The 24,023-nt window shown below is 59.8% G+C and carries 25 protein-coding genes; 13 read left to right on the top strand and 12 right to left on the bottom strand.

The window, feature by feature from the left end; genetic code table 11:
* Nucleotides 1–65: 65 nt before the first annotated feature.
* Both ccmB and ccmA read right to left on the bottom strand, forming a co-directional pair.
* Nucleotides 66–734 (bottom strand): heme exporter protein CcmB, encoded by a 669-nt coding sequence (gene ccmB, locus QMK52_RS25930; protein ID WP_005786500.1) that lies wholly within the window; start codon nt 732–734, stop codon nt 66–68.
* Entirely contained in the window at nt 731–1,366 is a 636-nt protein-coding gene (gene ccmA / locus QMK52_RS25935; RefSeq protein ID WP_005786498.1) for a cytochrome c biogenesis heme-transporting ATPase CcmA, read from the bottom strand. Before ccmA ends, ccmB begins: the two co-directional genes overlap by 4 nt.
* Nucleotides 1,367–1,566: 200 nt before the next feature.
* Here ccmA and QMK52_RS25940 point away from each other — a divergent pair, with 200 nt between their 5' ends.
* The gene (locus QMK52_RS25940; RefSeq protein WP_005786496.1) at nt 1,567–3,144 is read left to right on the top strand and encodes a flagellar hook-length control protein FliK; all 1,578 of its coding nucleotides are present in this window, start codon (nt 1,567–1,569) and stop codon (nt 3,142–3,144) included.
* The gene (locus QMK52_RS25945; RefSeq protein WP_032877115.1) at nt 3,141–3,470 is read left to right on the top strand and encodes an EscU/YscU/HrcU family type III secretion system export apparatus switch protein; all 330 of its coding nucleotides are present in this window, start codon (nt 3,141–3,143) and stop codon (nt 3,468–3,470) included. Before QMK52_RS25940 ends, QMK52_RS25945 begins: the two co-directional genes overlap by 4 nt.
* A 65-nt stretch (nt 3,471–3,535) precedes the next feature.
* On the opposite strand, the gene glp is transcribed toward QMK52_RS25945, so the two are convergent.
* Nucleotides 3,536–4,762, bottom strand: a complete 1,227-nt coding sequence (gene glp / locus QMK52_RS25950; RefSeq protein WP_320403648.1) for a gephyrin-like molybdotransferase Glp — start codon at nt 4,760–4,762, stop codon at nt 3,536–3,538.
* The gene (gene moaB / locus QMK52_RS25955) at nt 4,746–5,285 is read right to left on the bottom strand and encodes a molybdenum cofactor biosynthesis protein B (RefSeq protein WP_005786490.1); all 540 of its coding nucleotides are present in this window, start codon (nt 5,283–5,285) and stop codon (nt 4,746–4,748) included. The genes glp and moaB overlap by 17 nt, the downstream gene beginning before the upstream one ends.
* 76 nt (nt 5,286–5,361) lie before the next feature.
* Here moaB and mobA point away from each other — a divergent pair, with 76 nt between their 5' ends.
* Nucleotides 5,362–5,964, top strand: coding sequence for a molybdenum cofactor guanylyltransferase MobA (mobA, locus tag QMK52_RS25960; RefSeq protein WP_005786488.1), 603 nt, complete (start codon nt 5,362–5,364; stop codon nt 5,962–5,964).
* Nucleotides 5,965–6,043: 79 nt separating this feature from the next.
* A complete protein-coding gene (locus QMK52_RS25965) occupies nt 6,044–6,265 on the top strand; it encodes a YgdI/YgdR family lipoprotein (RefSeq protein ID WP_005786486.1) in 222 nt (73 codons plus the stop codon).
* A 55-nt stretch (nt 6,266–6,320) separates the two neighbouring features.
* Here the strand turns inward: QMK52_RS25965 and QMK52_RS25970 are convergent, their stop codons facing one another.
* The 3 genes from QMK52_RS25970 to QMK52_RS25980 all read right to left on the bottom strand — a co-directional run bounded on the left by QMK52_RS25970 (nt 6,321) and on the right by QMK52_RS25980 (nt 7,927).
* Nucleotides 6,321–7,211, bottom strand: a complete 891-nt coding sequence (locus tag QMK52_RS25970) for a pseudouridine synthase (protein WP_005786484.1) — start codon at nt 7,209–7,211, stop codon at nt 6,321–6,323.
* A gap of 69 nt (nt 7,212–7,280) precedes the next feature.
* On the bottom strand, nt 7,281–7,616 hold the full coding sequence (locus tag QMK52_RS25975; RefSeq protein WP_003189932.1) for a hypothetical protein: 336 nt from the start codon (nt 7,614–7,616) through the stop codon (nt 7,281–7,283).
* A 74-nt stretch (nt 7,617–7,690) separates the two neighbouring features.
* Complete coding sequence (locus QMK52_RS25980) at nt 7,691–7,927, bottom strand: glutaredoxin family protein (protein ID WP_005786480.1); 237 nt, start codon at nt 7,925–7,927, stop codon at nt 7,691–7,693.
* Nucleotides 7,928–8,080: 153 nt separating this feature from the next.
* On the opposite strand from QMK52_RS25980, the gene QMK52_RS25985 reads away from it, so the two are divergent.
* On the top strand, nt 8,081–9,817 hold the full coding sequence (locus QMK52_RS25985; RefSeq protein WP_320403649.1) for a monovalent cation:proton antiporter-2 (CPA2) family protein: 1,737 nt from the start codon (nt 8,081–8,083) through the stop codon (nt 9,815–9,817).
* On the opposite strand, the gene QMK52_RS25990 is transcribed toward QMK52_RS25985, so the two are convergent.
* Complete coding sequence (locus tag QMK52_RS25990) at nt 9,804–11,012, bottom strand: ammonium transporter (protein ID WP_320403650.1); 1,209 nt, start codon at nt 11,010–11,012, stop codon at nt 9,804–9,806. The genes QMK52_RS25985 and QMK52_RS25990 overlap by 14 nt on opposite strands.
* A gap of 345 nt (nt 11,013–11,357) precedes the next feature.
* On the opposite strand from QMK52_RS25990, the gene QMK52_RS25995 reads away from it, so the two are divergent.
* The 7 genes from QMK52_RS25995 (at nt 11,358) to QMK52_RS26025 (ending at nt 18,999) form a co-directional block, all read left to right on the top strand.
* Nucleotides 11,358–11,672, top strand: coding sequence for a DUF883 family protein (locus tag QMK52_RS25995; RefSeq protein ID WP_005786475.1), 315 nt, complete (start codon nt 11,358–11,360; stop codon nt 11,670–11,672).
* A 2-nt stretch (nt 11,673–11,674) separates the two neighbouring features.
* On the top strand, nt 11,675–12,079 hold the full coding sequence (locus tag QMK52_RS26000; protein WP_005786473.1) for a phage holin family protein: 405 nt from the start codon (nt 11,675–11,677) through the stop codon (nt 12,077–12,079).
* Nucleotides 12,076–12,414, top strand: a complete 339-nt coding sequence (locus QMK52_RS26005; protein ID WP_005786471.1) for a hypothetical protein — start codon at nt 12,076–12,078, stop codon at nt 12,412–12,414. Before QMK52_RS26000 ends, QMK52_RS26005 begins: the two co-directional genes overlap by 4 nt.
* 163 nt (nt 12,415–12,577) lie before the next feature.
* Nucleotides 12,578–13,909 (top strand): deoxyguanosinetriphosphate triphosphohydrolase, encoded by a 1,332-nt coding sequence (locus QMK52_RS26010; protein ID WP_005786469.1) that lies wholly within the window; start codon nt 12,578–12,580, stop codon nt 13,907–13,909.
* A gap of 169 nt (nt 13,910–14,078) precedes the next feature.
* Entirely contained in the window at nt 14,079–14,459 is a 381-nt protein-coding gene (locus QMK52_RS26015; RefSeq protein WP_005786468.1) for a response regulator, read from the top strand.
* A 269-nt stretch (nt 14,460–14,728) separates the two neighbouring features.
* The gene (locus tag QMK52_RS26020; protein WP_005786466.1) at nt 14,729–15,355 is read left to right on the top strand and encodes a response regulator transcription factor; all 627 of its coding nucleotides are present in this window, start codon (nt 14,729–14,731) and stop codon (nt 15,353–15,355) included.
* Nucleotides 15,356–15,363: 8 nt separating this feature from the next.
* Nucleotides 15,364–18,999, top strand: coding sequence for a transporter substrate-binding domain-containing protein (locus tag QMK52_RS26025; protein WP_320403651.1), 3,636 nt, complete (start codon nt 15,364–15,366; stop codon nt 18,997–18,999).
* A 67-nt stretch (nt 19,000–19,066) separates the two neighbouring features.
* Here QMK52_RS26025 and QMK52_RS26030 read toward each other — a convergent pair whose 3' ends face one another.
* Together QMK52_RS26030 and QMK52_RS26035 are read right to left on the bottom strand one after the other, a co-directional pair.
* Complete coding sequence (locus QMK52_RS26030; RefSeq protein WP_032877122.1) at nt 19,067–19,549, bottom strand: GAF domain-containing protein; 483 nt, start codon at nt 19,547–19,549, stop codon at nt 19,067–19,069.
* Nucleotides 19,546–20,436, bottom strand: a complete 891-nt coding sequence (locus QMK52_RS26035; protein WP_194440355.1) for an ATP-binding protein — start codon at nt 20,434–20,436, stop codon at nt 19,546–19,548. Before QMK52_RS26035 ends, QMK52_RS26030 begins: the two co-directional genes overlap by 4 nt.
* A 164-nt stretch (nt 20,437–20,600) precedes the next feature.
* On the opposite strand from QMK52_RS26035, the gene QMK52_RS26040 reads away from it, so the two are divergent.
* Complete coding sequence (locus tag QMK52_RS26040) at nt 20,601–22,910, top strand: response regulator (protein WP_320404216.1); 2,310 nt, start codon at nt 20,601–20,603, stop codon at nt 22,908–22,910.
* A 22-nt stretch (nt 22,911–22,932) separates the two neighbouring features.
* Here QMK52_RS26040 and QMK52_RS26045 read toward each other — a convergent pair whose 3' ends face one another.
* On the bottom strand, nt 22,933–23,418 hold the full coding sequence (locus QMK52_RS26045) for a glutathione peroxidase (RefSeq protein WP_005786456.1): 486 nt from the start codon (nt 23,416–23,418) through the stop codon (nt 22,933–22,935).
* A gap of 74 nt (nt 23,419–23,492) precedes the next feature.
* Nucleotides 23,493–23,891 (bottom strand): peptide-methionine (R)-S-oxide reductase MsrB, encoded by a 399-nt coding sequence (msrB, locus tag QMK52_RS26050; protein WP_005786454.1) that lies wholly within the window; start codon nt 23,889–23,891, stop codon nt 23,493–23,495.
* Nucleotides 23,892–24,023: the final 132 nt, after the last annotated feature.

The raw sequence follows: 24,023 nt of genomic DNA on the forward strand, positions 1-24,023 counted from the left end.
TTCGTCGTGGCGAAAAGCTTAGGGTCTTTACTGACTCAACGTCATTAACGCCGAGTCAGACCTCATTATTCACCGACGCTGATTTTCAGGCCGGCGGCTATAGCAAAGGGTGTCAGGGTTACCGCCAGGGCGGTCAGGCTACCAAGCCACAAGAGGTAACCGGTCGCCGGCATCCCCATGAGCGCGGCTTGCAAAGCGCCGCTGCCCAGGATCAACACCGGGATATACAAAGGCAGAATCAACAGGGCCAGCAGCAGGCCACCCCTTTTCAAGCCCACAGTCAAGGCGGAGCCCACCGCCCCCAACAGGCTGAGCACCGGCGTACCGAGCAACAAGGACACCAGCAACACGGGCAGGCATTCGACAGGCAAGCCCAGCATCATCGCCAGCAGCGGCGAGAGCAAGACTAGCGCCAGGCCGGAAAAAGCCCAGTGTGCCAGTACCTTGGCCAGTACCAGAAGTGGCAGGGGGTGCGACGAAAGGACCCACTGCTCCAGGGATCCGTCTTCGAAATCACTGCGAAACAGCCCGTCCAGCGAGAGCAGGACCGATAAAAGTGCCGCGACCCACACCAGTCCCGGGGACAAGGTTTGCAACAGTTTAGTCTCCGGGCCGACCGCCAGCGGGAACAGCGCGATCACAATCGCAAAGAACACCAGCGGGTTGGCCAGCTCGGCCGGGCGACGGCACAATAGCCGCGCTTCACGGGCCACCAACAGGGCAAACACACTCATGCCGACCACCGTCCGAGATCCAGCTCCCGGTAACCACCCGGCTTGCGCGCCAGGGTATGGTGGGTGGTGAGCACCACCAGGCCGCCCTGCTCGCAGTGCCGGGCCAGGTGCTCTTCGAGCTGGGCTACGCCCTGTTTGTCGAGAGCGGTAAAGGGTTCGTCGAGAATCCACAGCGGCGGGCCGGGCAGGTACAAACGCGCCAGGGCCACGCGGCGCTGCTGGCCGGCTGACAGCGTGTGACAGGGCACATCTTCAAAGCCCTTGAGGCCAACGGCGGCCAGGGCCTGCCAGATGCCATCGCGAGTAGCAGGGTGATGCAGGGCGCTGAGCCAGCTGAGGTTTTCTTCAGCGCTGAGCACGTCCTTGATACCCGCGGCGTGGCCGATCCAGACCAGGTTGCGCGCCAGCTCGGCACGTTGTTCGTGCAGGGGCTTACCGTTGAGCCGAACAACACCCGCCGTGGGCTGCATCAAACCGGCCAGCAGACGCAGCAGACTGGTCTTGCCGCTGCCATTGGGGCCGCTGATTTGCACCATGTCGCCAGCCGCCAGACGCAGGTCGAGTTGCTCGAACAACAGGCGAAGGTCGCGTTCACAGGCAAGCGCTACGGCTTCAAGAAGAGGGCTGGTCAAGAGATCGCGGGCCTTTACGGTTCAAGTCGGCGGTGCAGCGGCCGTTATAGAGAGATGCACAATAACGACTTTGGCGACCGATTTTAGAGAGCTGGATCAAATAGTTGTGAGGTTTTTACCGCTCTCTTTGCAGACGGGCGGCATTATACATGCGATGCCCTACTCTAAAGAGGGCAATTTCCCCAGAGACGATGCGCACGATGACCGGTGAGATCAATCTTCCTCCACTGCCTCCAGCCTCGGCACCCAAGGCTGCCCCGCTGCCTGCGGCTGGCGAGTTGCTCAAGCTCCTGGAGCCACAGGCCGGGTTGATTGGCGCCGGAAAAACCGTAAACGCTGAAGTCATCGCGCTGAAACAAGGCAGTGAAGCCTTTCAGCTGTTGCTCAAGCTGACCCTTGAAGGTGGTCGCCAGACCCTGGTTCAAGCCAGCAGCGCCCAGCCCTTGCCTCTGGGCAGCAATGTGGCAGTCAGCCAAACGCCAGCGGGCAACCTGGCCATTACCTTGCAGCAAGCCATGAGCGCCAACGTCGCTGCCCTCACCCGCCTCGACACCACACAAATGCCGGTGGGCACCCTGCTGCAAGCCAAGGTGCTGACCACCCAGATGCTGCCTCAAGGTTCAGCGCAAGCGGCGATCTATCGCTCGCTGGTGAGTGTGCTCAATAACGCGCTGGCCGGCACCACGCTGACGCTGGAAAGCCCTCAACCCTTGCGGGTCGGCAGCTTGCTCAGTGCCGTGGTGCAGAACGCGCAAACCCTGAATTTTGTGCCGCTGAGCGGGCTGAAAGACCAACTGGCCGTGACGCAGCAACTGGCAACCCAGCAAAGTCGCCAAGGCTCGCTGGATGCGGTGTTCACTGCCCTGCAGAACCTGCCCCGTGGCGACAACACCTCGGCCGAGCTGCGGGCCGCTGCCGAGCGTTTACTGGCAGCCTTGCCCGATCTGGCGCAAGTCAGCAATCCCAAGGTACTGGCACAAGTGGTGCAAAACAGCGGCGCCTTCCTGGAAGCCAGATTGCTCGCTGGGCAGAACCCACAAATCCCACCGCTGGATATGAAAGGCGCGCTGTTGCGCCTGGTCGCGGACCTGCTGCCCGCCCTGCCCGCCAACACCAACCTGAATGCGATCCTCGCCGCCAATACCCTGGCCCAGGTGCTGCCGCACTTTGTGCGCAGCCCGTTGAACACTCTCGGCCAGGTCGGCGCTCGGCAGATACCCGCCGGTTTCCCGTTGCCGGAGCGGCTGATCGCGAAACTGGAAGGTGAAGGCGACCTGGAAAACCTGCTGCGCCTGGCCGCCGGGGCGATCTCGCGCTTGCAGAGCCACCAACTGTCGAGCCTGGAACAGACCGGCACCACCGCCGATGGCCGCCTGCAAACCACGTGGCAGTTGGAAATCCCCATGCGCACCCTGCAAGACATCGTGCCGTTGCAGGTCAAGTTTCAGCGCGAGGAGCCTGCGCCTGACAAGGATCAGCCCGAGCGCAAGGATAAAAAAGATCCGAAGCAGATGCTCTGGCGCGTCGAACTGGCCTTCGACATGGAGCCGCTGGGGCCGCTGCAAGTTCAGGCGCAGTTGTCCCAGGGCAAACTGTCCAGTCAGTTGTGGGCCAGTCGCCCTTTCACCGCCAGCCTGATCGAAAGTCACCTGGGCAGCCTGCGCGAGCGCCTGGTGTCATCCGGACTCAACGTCGGCGACCTGGATTGCCACCTGGGCACCCCGCCACGCGGTGCAAAAACCGGATTGGAACAACGCTGGGTGGATGAAACCGCATGAAGAACGCCGCCCCACCCCGCCAGGCCATCGCCCTCAAGTACGACGGCCAACAAGCCCCCACCCTGACCGCCAAGGGCGATGACGCCCTGGCCGAAGCGATTCTCAAGCTGGCACGGGAAAACGAAGTACCCATCTATGAAAACGCCGAGTTGGTGAAGCTGCTGGCGCGTATGGAACTGGGGGACAGCATTCCAGAAGAGCTCTATCGCACGATTGCCGAGATCATTGCGTTTGCATGGACGTTGAAGGGCAAGTTCCCGGTGGGCTACGACCCGGATGCGGGGCCGATGGAGCGGGATGTCACTGAGCGTGGCGACGATTACTGAGTAGCCACAGGCATACCAAGATCCACTGTGGGAGGGGGCTTGCTCCCACATTTTTTGATCTGTGTTCAGTTCAGAACTTCACTCAGAGGAATGAAATTGACCCGGTCGCCAATGGCCAATGTGGTCCCCTCCATCACCTCCACAAACCCCTCCGCCCACGCCGCACTACGCAGCACCCCGGAGCTCTGGTTGCGATAGATAATCGCCTTGCCCTGCTCGATACGCCCGCGCAGGTATTCGCGGCGGTTGCCAGGCTTGGGCCAGTCGAATCCTGCCGGCACCTCGAAACGCAGCGGCTGCACCTGCGCCACGCCTTGGCGGCGCAGCAGGTACGGGCGCGCCAATAGCGCAAAGGTCACCAGGGTCGAGGCCGGGTTACCTGGCAGGCCGATCACCGGCACGCCACGAAAATGCCCGAAGGTCAGCGGTTTGCCTGGCTTGATCGCCAGCTTCCACAACGCCAACTCGCCCTCTTCACGCAAGGCAATGCCGAGGAAGTCCGCTTCGCCCACCGACACACCGCCGGTAGACAGAATCAGGTCGACGCTACCCAGGCCGGCCAAACACGTACGGGTCTGTTGCAGATCATCCGGCAGAATCCCGGCATCGATCACTTCGCAGCCCATGCGCGCCAGCCAGCTGCACAGCACGCGACGGTTGCTGTTGTAGATCTGCCCCGGGCCCAGCGGCAAGCCTGGCTCGATCAATTCATCCCCGGTCGACAGCACGGCCACGCGCGGGCGACGCACCACATCGAGCCGATCCCGCCCCAGAGACGCAGCCAGGCCCAACTCGATGGGCCCCAGGCGCGTTCCGGCACTGAGTACGCACTCACCCACCGTGGTCTCCTGGCCCTGTGGTCGGATGTTGTCGCCCACCCGTAACGATTCGGTGAAACTTACGCGCTGATCGGCATGAACCACCGCGTTTTCCTGCATTTGCACGCAGTCTGCGCCTTCGGGTACCGGCGCGCCGGTAAAGATCCGTGCGCAGGTGCCGGCCGCCAGCGGCTCGGGCGCAGTGCCGGCGAAAATGCGTTGGCTCACCACCAGCGGTTCCCCGGTCCAGTCCGCCAGGCGCACGGCGTAGCCGTCCATGGCACTGTTGGGCCACGGCGGCAGGTCGAGCGTCGAGATCAGGTCCTGGGCCAGTACGCGGCCATCGCACTGCGCCAGGGGCAGCGCCTGCTGGTCACGGATCGGCGCCGATTCCGCCATGGCGAGCAGCCGCTGCAAGGCTGCTTCCACCGGCATCAGTGCGTCGGTCTTGCCCGGCTTATCCACGGGATTCACAGGGTAGGGCCTGCTTCAGGTGCGGGACGAAATTGCATGGGCGGTGACGATTATCCAGTTGCTCGGCGAGGATGCCATCCCAACCAGTGCGCACGGCATTGGTGGAGCCCGGCAGGCAGCACACCAGGGTGCCATTGGCCAGGCCGGCCAGGGCGCGTGATTGCACGGTGGAGGTGCCGATATCGGCCACGGAGATCTGGCGGAACAGTTCGCCGAAGCCATCGACCTGCTTGTCGAGCAGGCAGCTCACGGCTTCAGGGGTGCTGTCACGGCCGGTGAAGCCGGTGCCCCCGGTGATCAGCACCACTTGCACCACGTCTTCGGCGATCCAGTGGGCAACCTGGGCGCGAATCTTGTAGAGGTCGTCCTTGAGCAGCACGCGCTCGGCCAGATGGTGGCCGGCGGCGGTCAGGCGATCGACGAAGACCTGGCCGGAGGTGTCGGTGTCCAGGGTGCGGGTGTCGCTGACGGTCAATACAGCAATATTCAGGGGTACAAAGGGCGCATCGGCCTTGGCTTTCATGGCTCGGTCCAGTTGTCGAAAAAACAGCCCGATGTTATATCACAGGCCCCTCTTTACCTGCCGCAGTGGAACCGCCATGTCTCTTGAATCTTCACCCCTGCCTTGTTCGATTCTGTTGTTGGCCGGTGGTCGTGGCCAACGCATGGGCGGCCAGGACAAGGGGCTGCTTCAATGGCGGGGCGAGCCCTTGATTGCCCACCTGCAACGGCTGGTCAGGCCGCTCACGGATGACCTGATCATCTCGTGCAATCGCAACCTTGAACACTACGCGCCCTATGCCGACCAACTGGTCAGTGATGACAGCTCGGACTTTCCCGGCCCGTTGGCGGGTATCCGAGCAGGACTCTTCGCTGCACGCCATGAACATCTGCTGATCTTGCCGTGCGATGTGCCGCAGATTGATGAGCGACTGCTGGCCGACCTGCGTCAGATTGCCCAACGCAATCTGCAGGTTCCCGTCATGGTGCGTCATGGCGAGTTCTGGGAACCCTTGCTGTGCATTATCCCAACAGGCCTGAAAGATCAGGTGGAACGGGCCTGGCAAGCGGGTGAACGCAGCCCGCGCAAGGTCCTGCTGCAACTGGGTGGCGTCGGCCTGGAATGCCCGGCCGATGACCCGCGCCTGGCCAATCTTAATACGCCCGAGCTGTTGCACCCACGGGCTGGCGTGTCAGAATGAGCCTTTCACAAGGAACTTTGCCGACGTCCCATACGTCACAAGGTCAGCAATTTAAAAGTATTTTCTCGGAGACAAACTCATGACTCAACGGACCATCGCCGCTCTCATGCTTGCACTGGGCCTCGCCACCCTCGCCGGTTGCGCCTCGCCAACAGTGATCACCCTGAATGACGGTCGCGAAATCCAGGCCGTCGACACCCCGAAATTTGACGAAGATTCGGGTTTCTACGAATTCCAACAGCTTGACGGCAAGCGCACCCGCATCAATAAAGATCAGGTTCGCACCGTTAAAGATCTGTAAGCCTTAACGCTTGCCAACAAGGCCCGCCTCGCGCGGGCCTTGTCGTTTGCGGCGTTTACCAGTCGAGGGTGATACGGCTGTGAAAACTGCGTTCTTCACCATTTAGCGGGTCGATGAAACGCACGCCCTGGGCCAGCAGCTTCAGGGGGTGGGCGTAGTCGTCCTCGGCGTCCTTGACCACCTCGGGATAGAACGGGTCATTGCAGATACTCGCCCCGAGGGCAGTCATGTGTACGCGCAGCTGGTGTTTCTTGCCAGTCACCGGGAACAGACCGTAACGCCATAAACCACCCTTTTTCTCGCGCACCTCAACGGCCGTCTCGGTGTTGCTGGCGCCCGGCCCTTCCTGCATCCGAAAGAAGGGTTCGCCATCCACCAGGCGGCTTTTATGCACCAGGGGAAAGCTCAGATTCGGCAGGGCCGGGGCGATGGCTTCGTAGAATTTGTCGATACGCCGCGTGGGAAACAGTTGCTGGTACGCCGAGCGGCTTTGCGGGTTGGCCGAGAACAGCACCAGCCCCGCCGTGTGCCTATCGATGCGGTGCAACGGCACCAGGGCGGGGTTGTCCAGGCGACGGATCAGGCGACGCAACAGGGTTTGCTCAACGTACTCGCCGGCGGGAGTTACCGGCAGGAAATGCGGCTTGTCCGCCACCACCAGATGTTCATCGGCGTACAGGATAGTTTCCTGTGCCGGAATCACTTTTTCGTTGGGTACTTCGCGAAAGTAATAGATGCACAGGCCTTCCTTGTAGGCCAGGCCCTGGCTGATCGGGCTACCGTTGATATCCAGCACTCGCCCCCGGGCAATGCGGTCCCGCCACTGTTCACGGCCAATGGCCGGGAAGTGATCGCACAGGCAGTCGATCACCGTTGCCCAAGGCCCCGGTGGCAGATACAACGTGCTGGCTTGGTGCTGGGCGGCGGAAAAACCGGAAGTGGACATGCAAATGCTCGAACCTGGAAACAGGCGGGTATTATCCCGCATGGAGCGCGATTGAGCCTAGGGCCGTTCTCATGCCTTGGCCAGTTGGGCCCGCAGCACCGGCGAAGCGCTCGCCGCCTCGGTGAACTCCTTGAGCCAGCGCAGTACGTCCACTGCTTCCCAACGGCCCGGATCATAGAGCGCGTAGAGCAAGCCTTGATAACCCACCACATCCAACTGTTTGTGATAACCGGCACGCTGGAACAGCGCCTCGATTTCCGCAAAGCAGGTGTTGAAATGCACTTTGTTGAAGGGCGTCTTGCCTTCCGTGACCAGCCCATCGAGGCGCAGCTCGTTGACCGCGTCGCGCACCACATCGGCGGACATGCGATTGACGCTGCTTTTCAATTGTTCAACATTCACCACGGGCGTTCCCTCTATTCAATCGCTGTACGAATATACAGTAACGTAATATCGGCGAACCCGCCATCGGATAAACGTCAGCGCAGAAAGGCAACGACCTGGTCGGTGTCGAACGGCCAGTCCAGTTCCGCCCCGGTGTCCTTGCGGCGAAGCACCGGAATCCGCAGGCCGTAGTCTTCTGTCAGGTCATCTGGCTCAGTGATATCCACCAACTCCACCAGCAGCCCGTGTTCGACGAGCGGCATGATTTCGGCTTCGGCAATTTCACACAGATGGCAACCCAGGGTGCCGAACAGCTGGCATTCAGGAGGCATGACGAGAGAACCCGGTCAGAAAAACAAGTGACCATTCTAAACCCGCTCGCGCCATGAAATCCCATTGCCGACAAAACACCTGACCCAGATCACCATGGCCTATAACTGATTCAGCGATTCTCGCGGCTTTTTGCCCGTCCACCTGCAATGGAGATGCCTGTGTTTGCCAACCTGCTGATCATCCTGGCCTCATCTCTGGTGGTGATTGCGCTGTTTCGCCGGCTGCAACTGCCGCCCGTGCTGGGCTACCTGTGCGTGGGCCTGGCGGTAGGGCCTACCGCGCTGGACTGGGTGAACGACAACGAGGACCTGCCGGACCTGGCCGAGATGGGCGTGGTGTTTCTGCTGTTCTCCCTGGGCCTGGAGTTTTCCCTGTCGAAAATGTTCGCCCTGCGCCGCGTGGTGTTTGGCCTGGGCAGTTTGCAGGTGTTGGGATGCGGCGCCTTGCTCGGCGCTGCGCTGATGGGCTTGGGCCTGGCGCCCGGCGTCGCGCTGTTGCTGGGTGCTGGGTTGGCGTTGTCGTCCACGGCCATCGTCAGCAAGGAACTGACCAGTCTTGGGGAGATCTTCAGCAGCCACGGCCAGAATGCGATAGGCGTGCTGCTGTTCCAGGATGTGGTGGCGGTATTGCTGCTGACACTGGTGCCGGTGTTTGCCGGCAGCAGTGACCAAGCCTGGTACTGGGCGTTGCCGCTGACCCTGGGCAAGACTGTGGTGTTGTTCGTGGGGCTGTTATTCGCCAGCCGCTGGTTGCTGCCGCGGTTGTTCCGTGAAGTCGCCGCGTCCCATTCCGCAGAGTTGTTCGTGCTGCTGGCGCTGGTGATTGTGTTGCTCACGGCCTGGCTCACCCATCTACTCGGCCTGTCCCCTGCCCTTGGGGCGTTCCTGGCCGGCATGTTGCTGGGTGAAAGTCATTACCGTCACCAGATCGAAGCGGATATCCGGCCGTTCCGAGACATTCTGCTGGGGCTGTTTTTCGTCAGCATCGGCATGTTGATCGACTTGCAGTTGTTCATCAGCCATAGCCTGTTGATCCTAGGTCTGACCATCACGCCGATGTTGGTCAAAGGTTGCGTAGTCGCCACACTGGTCAAGCTGCGCGGCAGCGACACTGAAACCGCCTGGCGCAGCGGCCTGGCCCTGGCCCAGGGTGGCGAGTTCTGTTTTGCGCTGATGGCGCAGATGCAACAGAGCCGGTTGATTCCGGATGAGTTCAACGGCCTGCTCCTGGCCGCCACGTTCTGCTCGATGCTGTTGACGCCGCTGCTGTTGCGCGCAGCGCCGGCCATTGCCCTGCGCCTGCATCGCAAGCCCAACCAGCAAGTGCAACTGGAGCACATCACCACGCTCAACGCTCAGTTGCACGGGCACGCGGTGATTTGCGGTTATGGTCGGGTGGGACAATCGATCGGGCGGTTTTTGCGCCGCGAGCACCAGGCGTTTATTGCCCTGGATGACGACCCCGAACGAGTGCAGGAAGCCGCCACCGAGGAAAGCAGCGTGCATTATGGCGACTGTCGCCGGGGTGCCTTGCTCAGTGCCGTGGGCCTGGAGCGCGCGCGGTTGGTGGTGATCGCCGTCGACAACAGCGATGTCGCCCTGGTGGTGCTCAAGGAAGCGCGACGGATCAACCCACAGGTGCCGATCCTGGTGCGCACCCGTGATGACAGCCAGTTGGCTGAACTCAAGGCCGCGGGGGCCAGCGAAGTGGTGCCCGAGTTGCTTGAATCAAGCCTGATGCTCGCTTCCCACGCCCTGATCCTGCTGGGCCTGCCGGACCAACAGGTACAGGCGCGGGTGGATGAGGTACGGCAGAACCGCTATCACCTGCTGCACGGGTTTTATCCGCCGCCACACACTGACGACCAAACGCCGATCAATCCTGACTGACCGCACCGATCTTGTGGATCGACAGGTCCGCGCCGTAATACTCCTCTTCCTGACTCAAGCGCAGCCCTTGCACGCGCTTGATCACGCCGTACACCAGCAAGCCGCCACCAAACGCCACCGACACGCCCAGGCCGGTGCCGATCAACTGGCTGATCAAGCTGACGCCGCCAAGCCCGCCCAGGGCGGCCTGCCCGAAGATGCCGCAGGCGATGCCGCCCCACACGCCACACAAGCCGTGCAACGGCCACACGCCCAGCACGTCGTCGATCTTCCAGCGCGCCTGGGCAGCGATAAAGCACCACACAAACAAGCCACCTGCGACCACGCCGGTGACCAGCGCGCCCACCGGATGCATCAGGTCGGAACCTGCGCAGATCGCCACCAGCCCGGCCAGGGGGCCATTGTGCAGGAATCCTGGGTCGTTACGGCCAATCACCAGCGCGGCCACGGTACCGCCAACCATAGCCATCAACGAATTGACGGCCACCAGGCCGCTGACCCCGTTGAGGGTCTGCGCACTCATCACGTTAAAGCCGAACCATCCCACGATCAGTATCCACGACCCCAGCGCCAGGAACGGGATGCTCGACGGTGCAAATGCCACCAGGCGCCCTTCGCGATAACGTCCATTGCGCGGCCCCAGCAGCAACACCGCCGCCAGCGCCAGCCAGCCGCCCATGGCGTGCACCACCACGGAACCGGCAAAATCGTGAAAACTGGCACCAAAGCTTGCAAGCAGCCAGGCTTGCAGACCGAAATTGCCGTTCCACACCATGCCCTCGAAGAACGGATAGATGAACGCCACGATCAGTGCAGTGGCGCACAACTGCGGGGCAAACTTCGCACGTTCGGCTATGCCACCGGAAATGATCGCTGGGATCGCGGCGGCGAAGGTCAGCAGGAAGAAAAACTTCACCAGGCCGTAGCCATGATCGGCGCTGATGACGGCTGCCGGTTCCATGAAGCTCACACCGTATGAGATCCAATAGCCTATAAAGAAATAGGCCAGGGTGGAGATGGCGAAATCGCTGAGGATTTTCGACAGGGCGTTGACCTGATTCTTCTGGCGCACCGTGCCGACCTCAAGGAAGGCAAAGCCGGCGTGCATGGCCAGAACCATGACCGCGCCAATCAGGATAAACAGGGTGTTGGAACTGTGGACGAGTGTATCCACCGCACTTTGCAGATTTTCCATGGAGGTTGGCAGGCCTGCATCAAGGCAAAAAGCACCAAATCGGTTCAAGCTGAGGGTTGGTGCACTAAATGGGTACCACCAGTTTCGTCCCTCTTGGGAGGGCACGAACCGCTTTAGCGCAGCGATCAACACAACTGACCGTTGCCGACAGGGTTTTTCCGCGGGTTTTAGTTATTTAGGGTAAGGTTTTTCAAGGCTTGCGCCCCGACCGCCCATATTCGGCGCGGGCCTCGGAGCCTGCGCACCAATGCAAAGCAAAAGCTGTACCACACAATTGCAGTGAACCTTCAGCGAACGCCGCGACTCGAAACCACACGTACAGATCAGCCACACACGGAGACAACCATGGCCGGTAAAACAGCAAAGACTGCTCAAGAGATACTGATGGCGGATTTTCAAACCCTGGTCAGTGATACCGAAAGGTTGCTGGACGACACCGCAGTACTGGCCGGCGATCAGGCCGACGAACTGCGCACCAAGATCCACGAGAGCCTGCTCAAGGCCCGCGAGACCTTGCAACTGACCGAAGACTCCCTGCGCGAGCGCGGTCAGGCGGCCATCACCGCCACCGAAGACTACGTGCAAGCCAACCCATGGCAGTCAGTCGGCATCGCTGCCGGCGTGGGCTTTTTGATCGGTCTGCTGGCTACAAGGCGCTAATCATGTCTATCGGCGAATCCAGCTCATCAACGAGCGCACACTCTTCGGCAAGCGGCTCCACCTCCCGGCGCTTGGGCGCCGCTGTGCTGGGCTTGCTGCACAGTCATGTCGAGTTGTTTGGCATCGAATTGCAGGAGCAAAAGGCCCGCACTGTCAGCCTGTTGTTGTTTGCCGGTCTGGCGTTGGTGTTCGCCCTGCTGTTGCTGGTAGGGTTGTCGACGCTGGTGATGATCCTGGTGTGGGATACCGGCTACCGCCTGACAGGGATCATCTGCCTTTGCGTGTTCTATAGCCTGGCCGCGGCCTTCTGCGGTGTGCGCCTGAAAGCGGCGGTGTTCGATGAATCCACGCCCTTCCACGCCACGCTCGAAGAGCTGGCCAACGACCGGGAGCGCCTGCTGCCATGAGCATGACCGAGATCCCGAAAAATACCTCCCGCCGGGAAATGCGCAAGACGCTGATCCGCCTGCGCATGGAAATGCACCGCCAGGAAATCCGCCATGAGTCCCAGCAACTGATGGCCCCTCTGCAGAAAATGCGCAACATGCGCCACAACTGGCAGGACAGCCTGGGCATCAAGCACGCGCCACTGTGGGGCGTGGCGGCGGTAACGCTGATGGGCTTTTTCACCGGCAAGGGCGCCAAGGGCGGCAGTATCAGCAGCGTGACACGTCTGGTGCGGCTGGGTGCAGGGTTGATCCCATTGATCAAATTGGCCATGCAAGGCTCACGCAAGGGTTAAACCTTTGCCAGCGGTTAGCTTGCCGATACCAGTGGCCCGGCCCTCCTCAACAGGTGCCGGGCCTTTTTTCGCCCGCACCGCCGACCTGTAGATTTTTGCTTGCTCCGCCACGCCGGAAACGGGAAGCTGGCGGATGTCATTCACCGAACGGAGAGTAGTTGCCTTGGATTGGCCCACCCTGCTGAACCGCGAACGCCTGGGAAAACCTCTGCACAGCCCTGAAGAACTGGGCCGCAGCCCCTTTCACAAAGACCACGACCGCATTATTTTCTCCGGCGCGTTCCGGCGCCTGGGCCGCAAGACCCAGGTGCATCCGGTATCGAGCAACGACCATATCCACACGCGCCTGACCCATTCGCTGGAAGTCAGTTGCGTCGGCCGCTCCCTGGGTATGCGCGTGGGTGAAACGTTGCGCGGCGCCCTGCCCGACTGGTGCGACCCGAGCGACCTGGGCATGGTGGTGCAATCGGCTTGCCTTGCCCACGACATCGGTAACCCGCCGTTCGGGCACTCTGGCGAGGATGCCATTCGCCACTGGTTCCAACAGGCCGCCGGGCGCGGCTGGTTGGACGACATGAGCAGCGCCGAACGCAATGACTTTCTCAACTTCGAAGGCAATGCCCAGGGCTTTCGTGTACTGACCCAACTTGAATACCATCAGTTCGACGGCGGCACGCGGCTGACCTACGCCACCTTGGGGACATACCTCAAGTACCCCTGGACCGCCCGCCACGCCGACTCGCTGGGCTACAAGAAGCACAAATTCGGCTGTTACCAGAGCGAGCTGCCGATTCTGGAGCAGATCGCCCATAAGCTCGGCCTGCCCCAGCTTGAAGAGCAACGCTGGGCCCGTCACCCGCTCGTATACCTGATGGAAGCGGCCGACGACATCTGCTATGCGCTGATCGACCTGGAAGACGGCTTGGAAATGGAGCTGCTGCAGTACGCCGAAGTCGAGTCGCTGTTGCTTGATCTGGTGGGCGATGACTTGCCGCAGACGTACCGCCAATTGGGCCCGCTTGACTCTCGGCGCCGCAAGCTGGCGATCTTGCGCGGCAAAGCGATTGAGCACCTGACCAATGCGGCGGCGCAGGCCTTTGTCGAACAGCAGGACGCCCTGCTCGCTGGCACGCTGCCGGGTGATCTGGTCGAGCATATGCACGGGCCGGCGAAGCGCTGTGTGCTGGATGCCAAGGACATGGCGCGCAAGAAGATCTTCCAGGACAAGCGCAAGACACTGCACGAAATCGGCGCCTACACCACCCTGGAAATCCTGCTGAACGCCTTCTGCGGCGCGGCCCTTGAACAACATGGCGGGCGCACGCCGTCATTCAAGAATCGGCGCATTCTGGACTTGCTGGGCAATAGCGCGCCGGATCCGGCCTGGCCGCTGCACGCCTCGTTCCTGCGGATGATCGACTTCATCGCCGGTATGACCGACAGCTACGCCACTGAAATGGCACGGGAGATGACCGGGCGTTCCAGCCCTCAATAACGATCCGATCAAGCCGCCCGTTCCCTGAAACGAATCGCCCTACGATGGGAACAGAGCGGCCTGATCGAATTCGTACAGGCGCCCGAAGAATAATCACGCACGCTCCTAACGGGCCAGCCGCGCAATTCCTACCGCCCCCATCGACGCTTGCATCACTGTGTGCACTTTTATGCCCAGACACTCTCTTCGTATTCTTTTGGTGGAGGATCACCCTTTTCAACTTCTGGCCACCCAGTGCTTGCTCAAAAGCTTCGGCTTCGAGCAACTGACACCCGTGGAAAATGCCGAGCAGGCCATACACACGATGAGTCGGTCCGAACACCCCTTCGACCTGATGCTGTGTGACCAATGCCTGCCTGACCTGCCAGGGCTTGAACTGATCGAAATCGCCAACCGCCAGCGCTTCATCACTGGCGCCATTCTGTTAAGCGGCTTACCCATGCAGGAATTGATCAACCTGAGCAGGCAAGCCTTGCAACGACGTCTTCCACTGCTTGGCTATTTATCCAAGCCCTTGAACAAAGATGAGTTGGAAAGGCTAATAGGTTAACTTTTAACTCTCTCATGTAGGAACTTAAACACCATTTTCAACGAAAAACACTATAAGGCCCGTCGTAAAATCCAAGGCCCCGTTTGTTGGCGTAACCACCTTCAAATTATTGATATACCCTGTAACGCCACCCTGACAACTTGTAGGCTTTTGCCTTATTAAATGTAGGAACTTTCCTGTTTTGCATTTACTCCCTGTGCGCTTCATGCTGCACCCTCATCTTCTGAGCTAATGTGCCCGCTTTATTTGCACCAGCATGGAATGTAATTATGAACTCAGTTTTTATTATCGATGACCACCCGGTAATCCGGCTTGCCATTCGAATGTTACTGGAGCATGAGGGTTACAAGGTCGTCGGCGAAACAGACAATGGGTGCGATGCGATACAGATGGTCCGCGAATGCCTTCCAGACCTGGTGATTCTCGACATCAGCATCCCGAAACTCGACGGCCTTGAGGTGCTCTGCCGATTCAACGCCATGAACACCTCGATGAAAACCCTCGTGCTCACGGCGCAATGCCCTACGCTGTTCGCCACGCGATGCATGCGCTCGGGTGCCGAGGGCTATGTGTGCAAGGAAGGGGACTTGAGCGAGTTGCTGAGCGCCATCCGTGCGGTCCTGTCCGGTTACAACTACTTCCCCAGCCAGGCGTTGAACGGCCCCGGAACGGAAGGCCTGGATGTACAAGAACTGGAACTGTTCAAGACAGTCAATGACCGGGAACTGATGGTCTTGCAACTTTTTGCACAAGGCCGCACTAACAAGGAAATAGCCAAAGGCATGTTTTTGAGCAACAAGACTGTCAGTACTTATAAAAAGAGGTTAATGCAAAAACTCAAAGCCAAATCCTTGGTAGAACTCATCGAGATGGCAAAACGAAACGCGCTAGTGTGAGAAAGCGGATGCCCAGGCGTATAAAGGACTATCTGATTATATTGAGTGCCGGTCTGTACTTCAGCACTGCCGTGCTCGCAGAGCACCAAACAAACCCGGAACACTTCACCTTATTGAGTCGTGCGGGAGCCGTTCAACTCGGCACTCATTTTGACAAGGCTCAGCACCAGTGGCTACAAAACAAACGCGAACTGGTGCTGGGCACCGCCGCGCCCGATTACCCGCCATTCGACCTGACGTCCAGCGGCTATGATTATGAAGGGCTGACCGCCGATTACGCGGGGTTGTTGGCCAAAGCACTCTCCTTGCCGGTCAACGTAATGCGCTACCCGTCCCGGGATGCAGCCATTCGAGCCTTGGAAACCGGGGAAATCGACTTGTTGGGCTCATCCAACGGTTTTGAGGCTGCGACACCGAACCTTATCCTCTCTGAACCCTACGCCGTGGACCAACCGGTACTGGTCACCCGCGAGGGAGAAACCCGTAGCCTCAACGAGGGCCTGGACGGGCTGCGCTTGAGCCTTGTCTACCATTACCTGCCGCTCAATGAGGTAGAAAAGCTGTACCCCAAGGCCATCATCCGCGCCTATCCGTCTTATCAGAACGCCTTGAATGCGGTGGCCTTCGATCAGGCGGATGTGTTTCTGGGTGACACCATTTCCACCCACTACATGATCAACAAGGGTTATCTCAAAAACATCCGCATGGCCAATTTCGGCAAGCATGAGGCTTATGGTTTCAGCTTCGCCATGCGTGAAGATAACCGCGTGCTGCTGAGCATTGTCGACGCGGTCCTGGCTGCGGTCCCCATCACCGAACGAGACAGCATCGCCAAACGCTGGAGCGCCGGCAGCGATATCCTGCTCACCGACAAGAAATTGCAACTGACCCAACGCGAAGAGCGCTGGCTTAAAGAGCATCCGGTGGTCAAGGTGATCGTCAATGAAACCTTCGCGCCTCTCACGTTCTTCGATGCGGACGGCAACTTTCGCGGCATTACCGCCGATCTCCTGGAGCTGATTCGCCTGCGCACCGGCCTACGCTTCTCGATTGAACGCGGGCGTGATGTCAACGCGATGATCGATCAGGTCACCAGCCAGAAGGTCGATATGATCGGGGCCATTGTGCCGAGCAACACAAGGGACTCGCAGCTCAATTTCAGCCGACCCTACCTGGAAAACTCCTACGTATTGTTGACACCCAAGAAGCCAGGGCCACCCGCGAACATCGCACAAATGGCAGGAAAGCGCCTGGCGATAACCCAGGGCAACCCCTTGATCGAGACCTTGACCAACGATTTTCCCCAGGTTCACCTGGTCGAAACCAGTGATACTTTCAGGGCATCGGAGTTACTCGCACAAGGCCAAGTAGATGGCGCGGTGAGCACACTGGTGATCGCCAACTACCTGCTGTCTGCCAAGGCTTTTCAGGACAAGCTGCAGATCAGCGCCAGCATTGGCACTACGCCGGCAACTTATACCCTGGCGACATCGCGCCACGCCACGGAACTGAGCTCAATCCTCGACAAGGCGCTGCTCAGCATCGCCCCGGATGAAATGGGCGTGATCAACAGTCGTTGGCGGGGTTACACCGCCGCGTCCGACAGCTACTGGCGCAACTACCATCAATTGATATCTCGAATCATCATCGGCACCGGGCTGTTGCTACTGATTTCCCTGACCTGGAACGCCTACATGCGGCGCCAGATAAAACACCGCAAAATGGCCGAACGGGCCCTGAACGACCAATTCGAATTCATGCGTGCGCTGGTCAATGAAACCCCCCATCCGATCTACGTGCGTGACCGCAACGGCCTGCTGCAAACCTGCAACGACAGCTACCTGCAGGTATTCGACGTCAAACGCGAAGACGTGATCGGCAAAAGCGTCACCCAGATGAGCATGGCCCTGGAGTCGGAGGCGGCGCAATACCATGCTGACTATCTGCGCGTAGTGGCCGAGGGCATTCCGCTGATCCTGGATCGCACATTGCATATCCACGAGCGCAAACTGACGATCTATCACTGGATCCTGCCGTACCGCGACTCCACAGGCGAAGTCCAGGGCATCATCGGCGGCTGGATCGACATCAGCGACCGACGCGAGTTGTTTGATGAGCTACGCGCCGCCAAAGAGCGGGCCGATGAGGCCAATCGCGCCAAGAGCACGTTCCTTGCCACCATGAGCCACGAGATCCGTACGCCCATGAACGCCGTGATCGGAATGCTCGAACTGACGCTCAAGCGCGCCGATCAAGGGCATCTCGACCGCCCGGCCATCGAAGTGGCGTACAACTCGGCCAAGGATCTGCTGGAGTTGATCGGTGACATCCTGGACATCGCACGTATCGAGTCTGGCCGTCTCAGCCTGGCGCCGGAGCGCGTCAACCTGCGCGAGGTGATTGAGTCGGTGGTGCGTGTCTTCGACGGTCTGGCACGCCAGAAAACCCTCAGCCTGCTGCTGGAATTCAAGCCCGACCTGAACGATATCGAAGTGCTGATAGATCCTCTGCGCTTCAAGCAAGTACTGTCGAACCTGGTGAGCAACGCGATCAAGTTCACCGAGCAAGGTCAGGTGAAGATCAAGGTGGAAGTACAGCCGACCCAGGCACCGGAGCAGATCGAGCTGAAGCTGGTGGTGGAAGACACCGGCATCGGCATCAGCAGGGAGGATCAACTGCGTCTGTTCGAACCCTTTGCCCAAGCGGACAATTCCGGTCAACTGGCCAGGAGCGGCGCGGGGCTGGGGCTGGTGATCTGCCGCAGCCTGTGCGCCATGATGGGCGGCCAGTTGAGCCTGAGCAGCGTGCCCATGGTAGGTACCCAGGTGCACGTCAACCTGAGCGTACCCCGCCTGCAAACGATCACGGTGGTGGGTGAGCAACAGCCTGAAGCGCCGGCCGCCACTCGGGTGCTGAATGTACTGGTGGTAGACGACCACCCGGCGAACCGCCTGCTGATGTGCCAGCAACTGGGCTACCTGGGTCATCAATTCACTGCCGCCGAGCACGGTGCTGCAGGGTTCCAGGCCTGGCGCAAGGAGCATTTCGACCTGGTGATCGCCGATTGCAACATGCCCATCATGAATGGCTATGAGCTGAGCCGTTCAATCCGTGAGTATGAGCAACGCGAACAATTGGTACCTTGTGTGGTGCTGGGCTTTACCGCCAACGCCCAGCCAGAGGAAAGACAACGTTGCGTGCAGGCCGGCATGGATGACTGCCTGTTCAAGCCCATCAGCCTGACCGTACTGGAACGACAACTGGCGCAAATCGCCCCCAAACCTGCGAACCAGCGCCTGAACCTCGAGTGCCTGCAAGCGTTGACCGGCGGCGACCCGCAATTGAGTCGACGCCTGCTGGAGGAGCTGCTGAGCAGCAGCCGTGACGACCGTCAGGCGCTTGTCACGCTGTTGAACCGGCAGGCCCAACCCCCTGAGATCATTGAGCAAGCCCACAAAATCAAGGGCGCAGCCCGTATCGTTCAGGCCCATTCATTGGCTGGGCAATGCGAAGCGCTGGAGCAAACCTGCGCTCGCAATGAAGAGTGGGCAACCATTGAAACCGGCATCAAGGCGCTGGAGCATCTCATGCTGGAACTGGAGAGGATGCTGCAGGTTCAACTGGCCGAGCTGCAAGGCCAATAAACGCCCGGGCCCGCAACGGCAGGAGCGAGTCACTCGCTCCTGCACTCCTCTGCCTTGGCTTGCAGGTTCAGCAGTCGGTCAGCCGCAGGAAAATCGCCGCCAGCCGTTCAATCCCTGCCTGGTCCTGAGGTGTAAAACGGGCCAGTGAGGGACTGTCGAGGTCAAGCACGCCAATCAGCTGACCGTCTTTGACCAATGGCACCACCAACTCACTGTTCGAGGCACTGTCACAAGCGATATGGCCTGGGAACGCATGCACATCCTCCACCCGCTGGGTTTGTCGTGAAGCCGCAGCAGCGCCACATACGCCACGGCCGAAAGGGATACGTACGCAGGCTATCTGACCCTGGAACGGCCCAAGCACCAGTTCTTCATTGCGATTAAGGTAAAAGCCTGCCCAGTTCAGGTCATCGAGCTGGTTGAACAGAAACGCAGAAAACTGTGCACTGTTGGCAATAAAGTCACGCTCATCCGCCAGCAATGACTCCAGTTGTGCACACAGCATGGCGTAGCCATCGAGACCGCTGCCGGCCTGTTGTAAATCGATCATGGTTGACGTTCCAGCAATTTAAGACCTACCCAGTAACGGGCAAACTGATAGGCACAACGGCCATTGCGGTTGCCGCGCCCTGTGGCCCAGCGCACCGCGAGTACATCAAGCTGCTCATCGTGCTGCCACTGCAAGCCGGCCTTGCCGGCCAACTCGCCGATCCAGTGTTCCACCACATCCAGGAAATGCTCCTGGGAAAACGGATAGAACGACAGCCACAAGCCAAAACGGTCCGACAAGGCAATCTTGTCCTCTACCGCCTCGCTCGGGTGCAACTCGCCATCCACACGTTTCCAGTTGTCGTTGTCGCTCTGGTTCTCCGGCACCAGATGACGGCGGTTGGACGTGGCATACAACAGCACGTTTTCCGGCGCCTGCTCCAGGGAACCGTCCAGCACGCTTTTGAGCACGCGATAATCGCCTTCGCCGGCTTCGAACGAAAGGTCATCGCAAAACAAAATGAAGCGCTGCGGCAGTTTTATCAACTGTTCGACCACGCGCGGCAGGTCGGCCAGGTGGTCGCGTTCGATTTCGATCAAGCGCAGACCCGCCGTGGCGTGCTGAGCCAGCAAGGCACGCACCATGGAAGACTTGCCGGTGCCGCGAGAACCCCACAGCAGCGCGTGGTTGGCGGGCAGGCCATCGAGGAACTGCTGGGTATTACGCGCCAGTTGTTCACATTGCTTGTCGACGCCAATCAGGTCCGACAAGCGCATATCCAGGCTCACTTCCAGCGGCAACAGGAAGCCACTGCGACCTTCGCGCTGCCAACGAGCGGCCAGGCATTGGCGCCAGTCGATGGCTTGGCGCGGGGCCGGCAATAAGGGTTCCAGGCGAGCAAGTACGGCGTCGGCCCGCTCAAGGAAGGCATTCAATCGAGAATCCATGATTATTCCTCTGGCAAGTTCTTGTAAAAGATGGCGTATTGACAACCCTGCGGCAGACCGCATGAGGCTGCGTCAAAAAACGATTCGTGCCCGGCAAGCTGAAGCTTGGGGATGTTCAGCTATGCTTGCCGGGCGAAAGGAAACGTGAAGTGGTTCAACACTCGATGGATATCAAGTTCGCCCACCGCTTGTCTTATAAACAAGCCAGATTGACTGTGCTGGTCGGTTTCGTGTTGGGAACCTTGCTCAGCCTGATCCAAATCGGCATTGATTATGCCAGTGAAGACGCATCCATCAACCGTGAAATACGCTCACTGATTGAAATCAGCCATAACCCCGCGTCGCGTATCGCCTACAACATCGATGCCGAACTCGCCCAGGAGCTGACCCTGGGCCTGCTGCACTCCCCTGCAATTACCCGTGCGCAGCTGATCGACAACAATGGCGCGGTGCTGGCCGACGTCAACCGCCCGCGCAAGGAAAGCAACTATCGCCCGGTCAGCGATTTTCTGTTTGGCGCCAATCGTCAGTTCGAGGACCGACTGTTTCTCAACCATATGCCCAACGAATCCCTCGGTGTATTGCGCCTCGACGTCGATACCTATGCCTTTGGCAGCCGTTTCCTGCATCGCGCCGAGATCACCTTGCTCAACGGATTTACCCGCAGCCTGCTGCTGACCGGGATCTTGCTGGGCTTATTCTACGTAATGCTCACTCAACCACTGGTACGTATTATCCGAGAGTTGAGTACCCGCAAACAGGCACGCCTGGATTGCCCGCCGGGGCATGAGCACGACGAAATCGGCGTATTGGTCGACGTCGCCAACCAGCAATTTGAAAACATGGAAACCGAGATCCATCAGCGGCGTCACGCCGAGGACCGCCTCACCGAATACCTGGGCCAATTGGAAAATATCGTTTCGGCGCGCACCCTTGAACTCAAGGCCAGCAACCAACGCTTGAGCCAATCCAATGATGAACTGGAAGCAGCCAGGATGACCGCGCTGGGTATGGCACAGGCACGGGCCGCGTTCCTCGCCAATATGAGCCATGAAATCCGTACGCCGCTCAATGGCCTGCTGGGGATGATTGCACTGTCGCTCGACAGCTCACTGAATGCCGAGCAGCGCCAGCAACTGTCGATCGCCCATGACTCGGGCAAAGTGCTGGTCGAATTGCTCAACGATATTCTCGATCTGTCCAAGTTCGATGCCGGCCAACTGGAACTGGAACATATCCCCTTCGACTTGGGCTCACTGGTGGAAGACACTGCCAACCTGCTGTCGCAGAATGCGGCGCCGAGTGTCGAGCTGACGTGCCTGATTGATCCACAGTTTCCCGCCCAGGTCATCGGCGACCCGACCCGGGTGCGGCAAATCGTCAGTAATCTGCTTTCCAATGCCTTGAAGTTCACCCGCTTCGGCCGGGTCGATGTGCGCCTGCGTGCCCTGGAAGGCAGGGTCAATATTGAAGTCTGTGATACCGGCATCGGTATCGCCCAGGAAGCCCAGGTGAAAATCTTCCAACCCTTCACCCAGGCCGGAGCGGGCATCACCCGTCAATTTGGCGGTACGGGTTTGGGGCTGGCCTTGACGCACAATCTGTGTGAAGCCATGCAAGGCCGCTTGAGTATCAGCTCGGAGGTGGGCTTTGGCAGCCAGTTCTGCGCCGACCTCCCGCTACCCACTCATCTGCCTGCCACGCGCTATACACCACTCACAGGTGATGTAATCGCCATCACCCATGCCGGTGGCGGGTTGACAGAGCTGCTCACCACCCTGCTGCCCTCTTGGGGGCTGACACCAAGGTGCTATTCCCAAGACGATGATTTGAGCGCACTGGCCCCTGACCTGTTGATTACCGACTGCCCTGAATGCTTGTTCCGCTTGCGCCCGGCAATCAGCGCGCCGATTCTGCTGGTCACCGCCTATGGCAACTTCATGCCCAGTGAAGAAGTCGCGGCGCTGGCACCGCTGCAGCAACAAGCACGTCCATTGAGCCGTAACGCGCTGTACCAGATCCTGCAACGCAACCTGCGCAGCAACACGCAACCGATCCTCGACCCGATCCAGATGGAAGCCGCGCCGCTGGCTCACCGCGCGCGCATCCTGTTGGTGGAGGACAACGCGGTCAATCAACTGGTGGCCAAGGGGATGCTCAGCAAGCTGGGGTGTGAGGTGATTGTGGCTGCCCATGGTGGGGAAGCGCTCAAGCTGCTTGAGGACCAGCGCTTCGATATGGTGCTGATGGACTGCAACATGCCGGTGATGGATGGCTACGAGGCCAGCCGGCAAATTCGCCGCAGCGGGCGCTGGCCAGACCTGCCCATTGTCGCCTTGACCGCAAATGCCCTGTCCGAAGAACGCGAGCGTTGCCGGGCGGCGGGCATGAACGATTACCTGGCCAAGCCGTTTCGCCGCAAAGAACTCCATGCGTTGCTGGAGTTGTGGGTACCGACGACGACAAGCCTCTGAGGCTGCGCCCACACTATCGTGGTCATTTGAGCAAGGCTTCGATCTCCTGGCTCAGGTCCTGGGGCTTGGTCGTTGGCGCAAAACGCTTGACCTGCTTGCCGTCGGGGCCGATGAGGAACTTGGTGAAGTTCCACTTGATATTCTTGGAGCCCAGCAGCCCCGGGGCCTGCTTTTTTAACTGTACGAACAACGGGTGGGCATCGCTGCCATTGACGTCGACCTTCTTGAACAGCGGAAAACTGACGCCGAAGTTCAGCTCGCAGAACTCGGCTATCGCGCCTTCGTTACCCGGTTCCTGCTTGCCGAACTGGTTGCAGGGAAACCCCAGCACCACCAGCCCCTGGTCCTTGTAGCGCTGCCAAAGTTGCTCCAGGCCCTTGTACTGGGGGGTGAAGCCACATTTGCTGGCGGTGTTGACCACCAAAATGGCCTTGCCGGCGAAATCGGCCAGGGTCTTTTGCTCACCCTTGATGGTGGTGCAAGGGATGCTCAGCAGGGAGTCGCTCATGGCAATGCCTCAATTCAGGGGAAGAAGTGATACGCGTACGCTTGACCGACCGGCATTCGGGCCTGTTTATCGCTTCAAGCCGAGCGCGGCACCAGGTCCAGGCACACCGAGTTGATGCAGTAGCGCAGGCCCGTCGGCGGCGGGCCGTCCGGGAACACATGCCCCAGGTGTGCGTCGCACTTGGCGCAGGTGACTTCGGTACGAATCATGCCGTGGCTGACGTCACGAATTTCGATCATCGCGCTGTCGGCAATCGGCGCGTAGAAGCTCGGCCAGCCGCAGCCGGAATCAAACTTGGTGGTCGAATCGAACAGAGGCTCATTACAGCAGATGCAGTGATACACGCCGTCGGTCCTGGTGCCGTTGTACTTGCCGCTGAAAGGCCGCTCGGTGCCCTTGAGGCGGCACACGTTGTACTGCTCAGGGTCGAGCATGGCCTTCCACTCATCAACGGTTTTCTGCAACTTTTCCATCGGTACACCTCGGCAACTGAAAAACCCTGATCTGTGTCTTTTCCATGGATCAGGCGGCACGTATGATTGCGCCTCTTCAAAACGCCAGTCTGGCACCCGCGCCATCGGCATTCAAACGTATTTATGGGGGCG

Origin of the sequence: Pseudomonas sp. P9_2 (assembly GCF_034008255.1) — a bacterium.
GTDB lineage: Bacteria > Pseudomonadota > Gammaproteobacteria > Pseudomonadales > Pseudomonadaceae > Aquipseudomonas > Aquipseudomonas synxantha_A.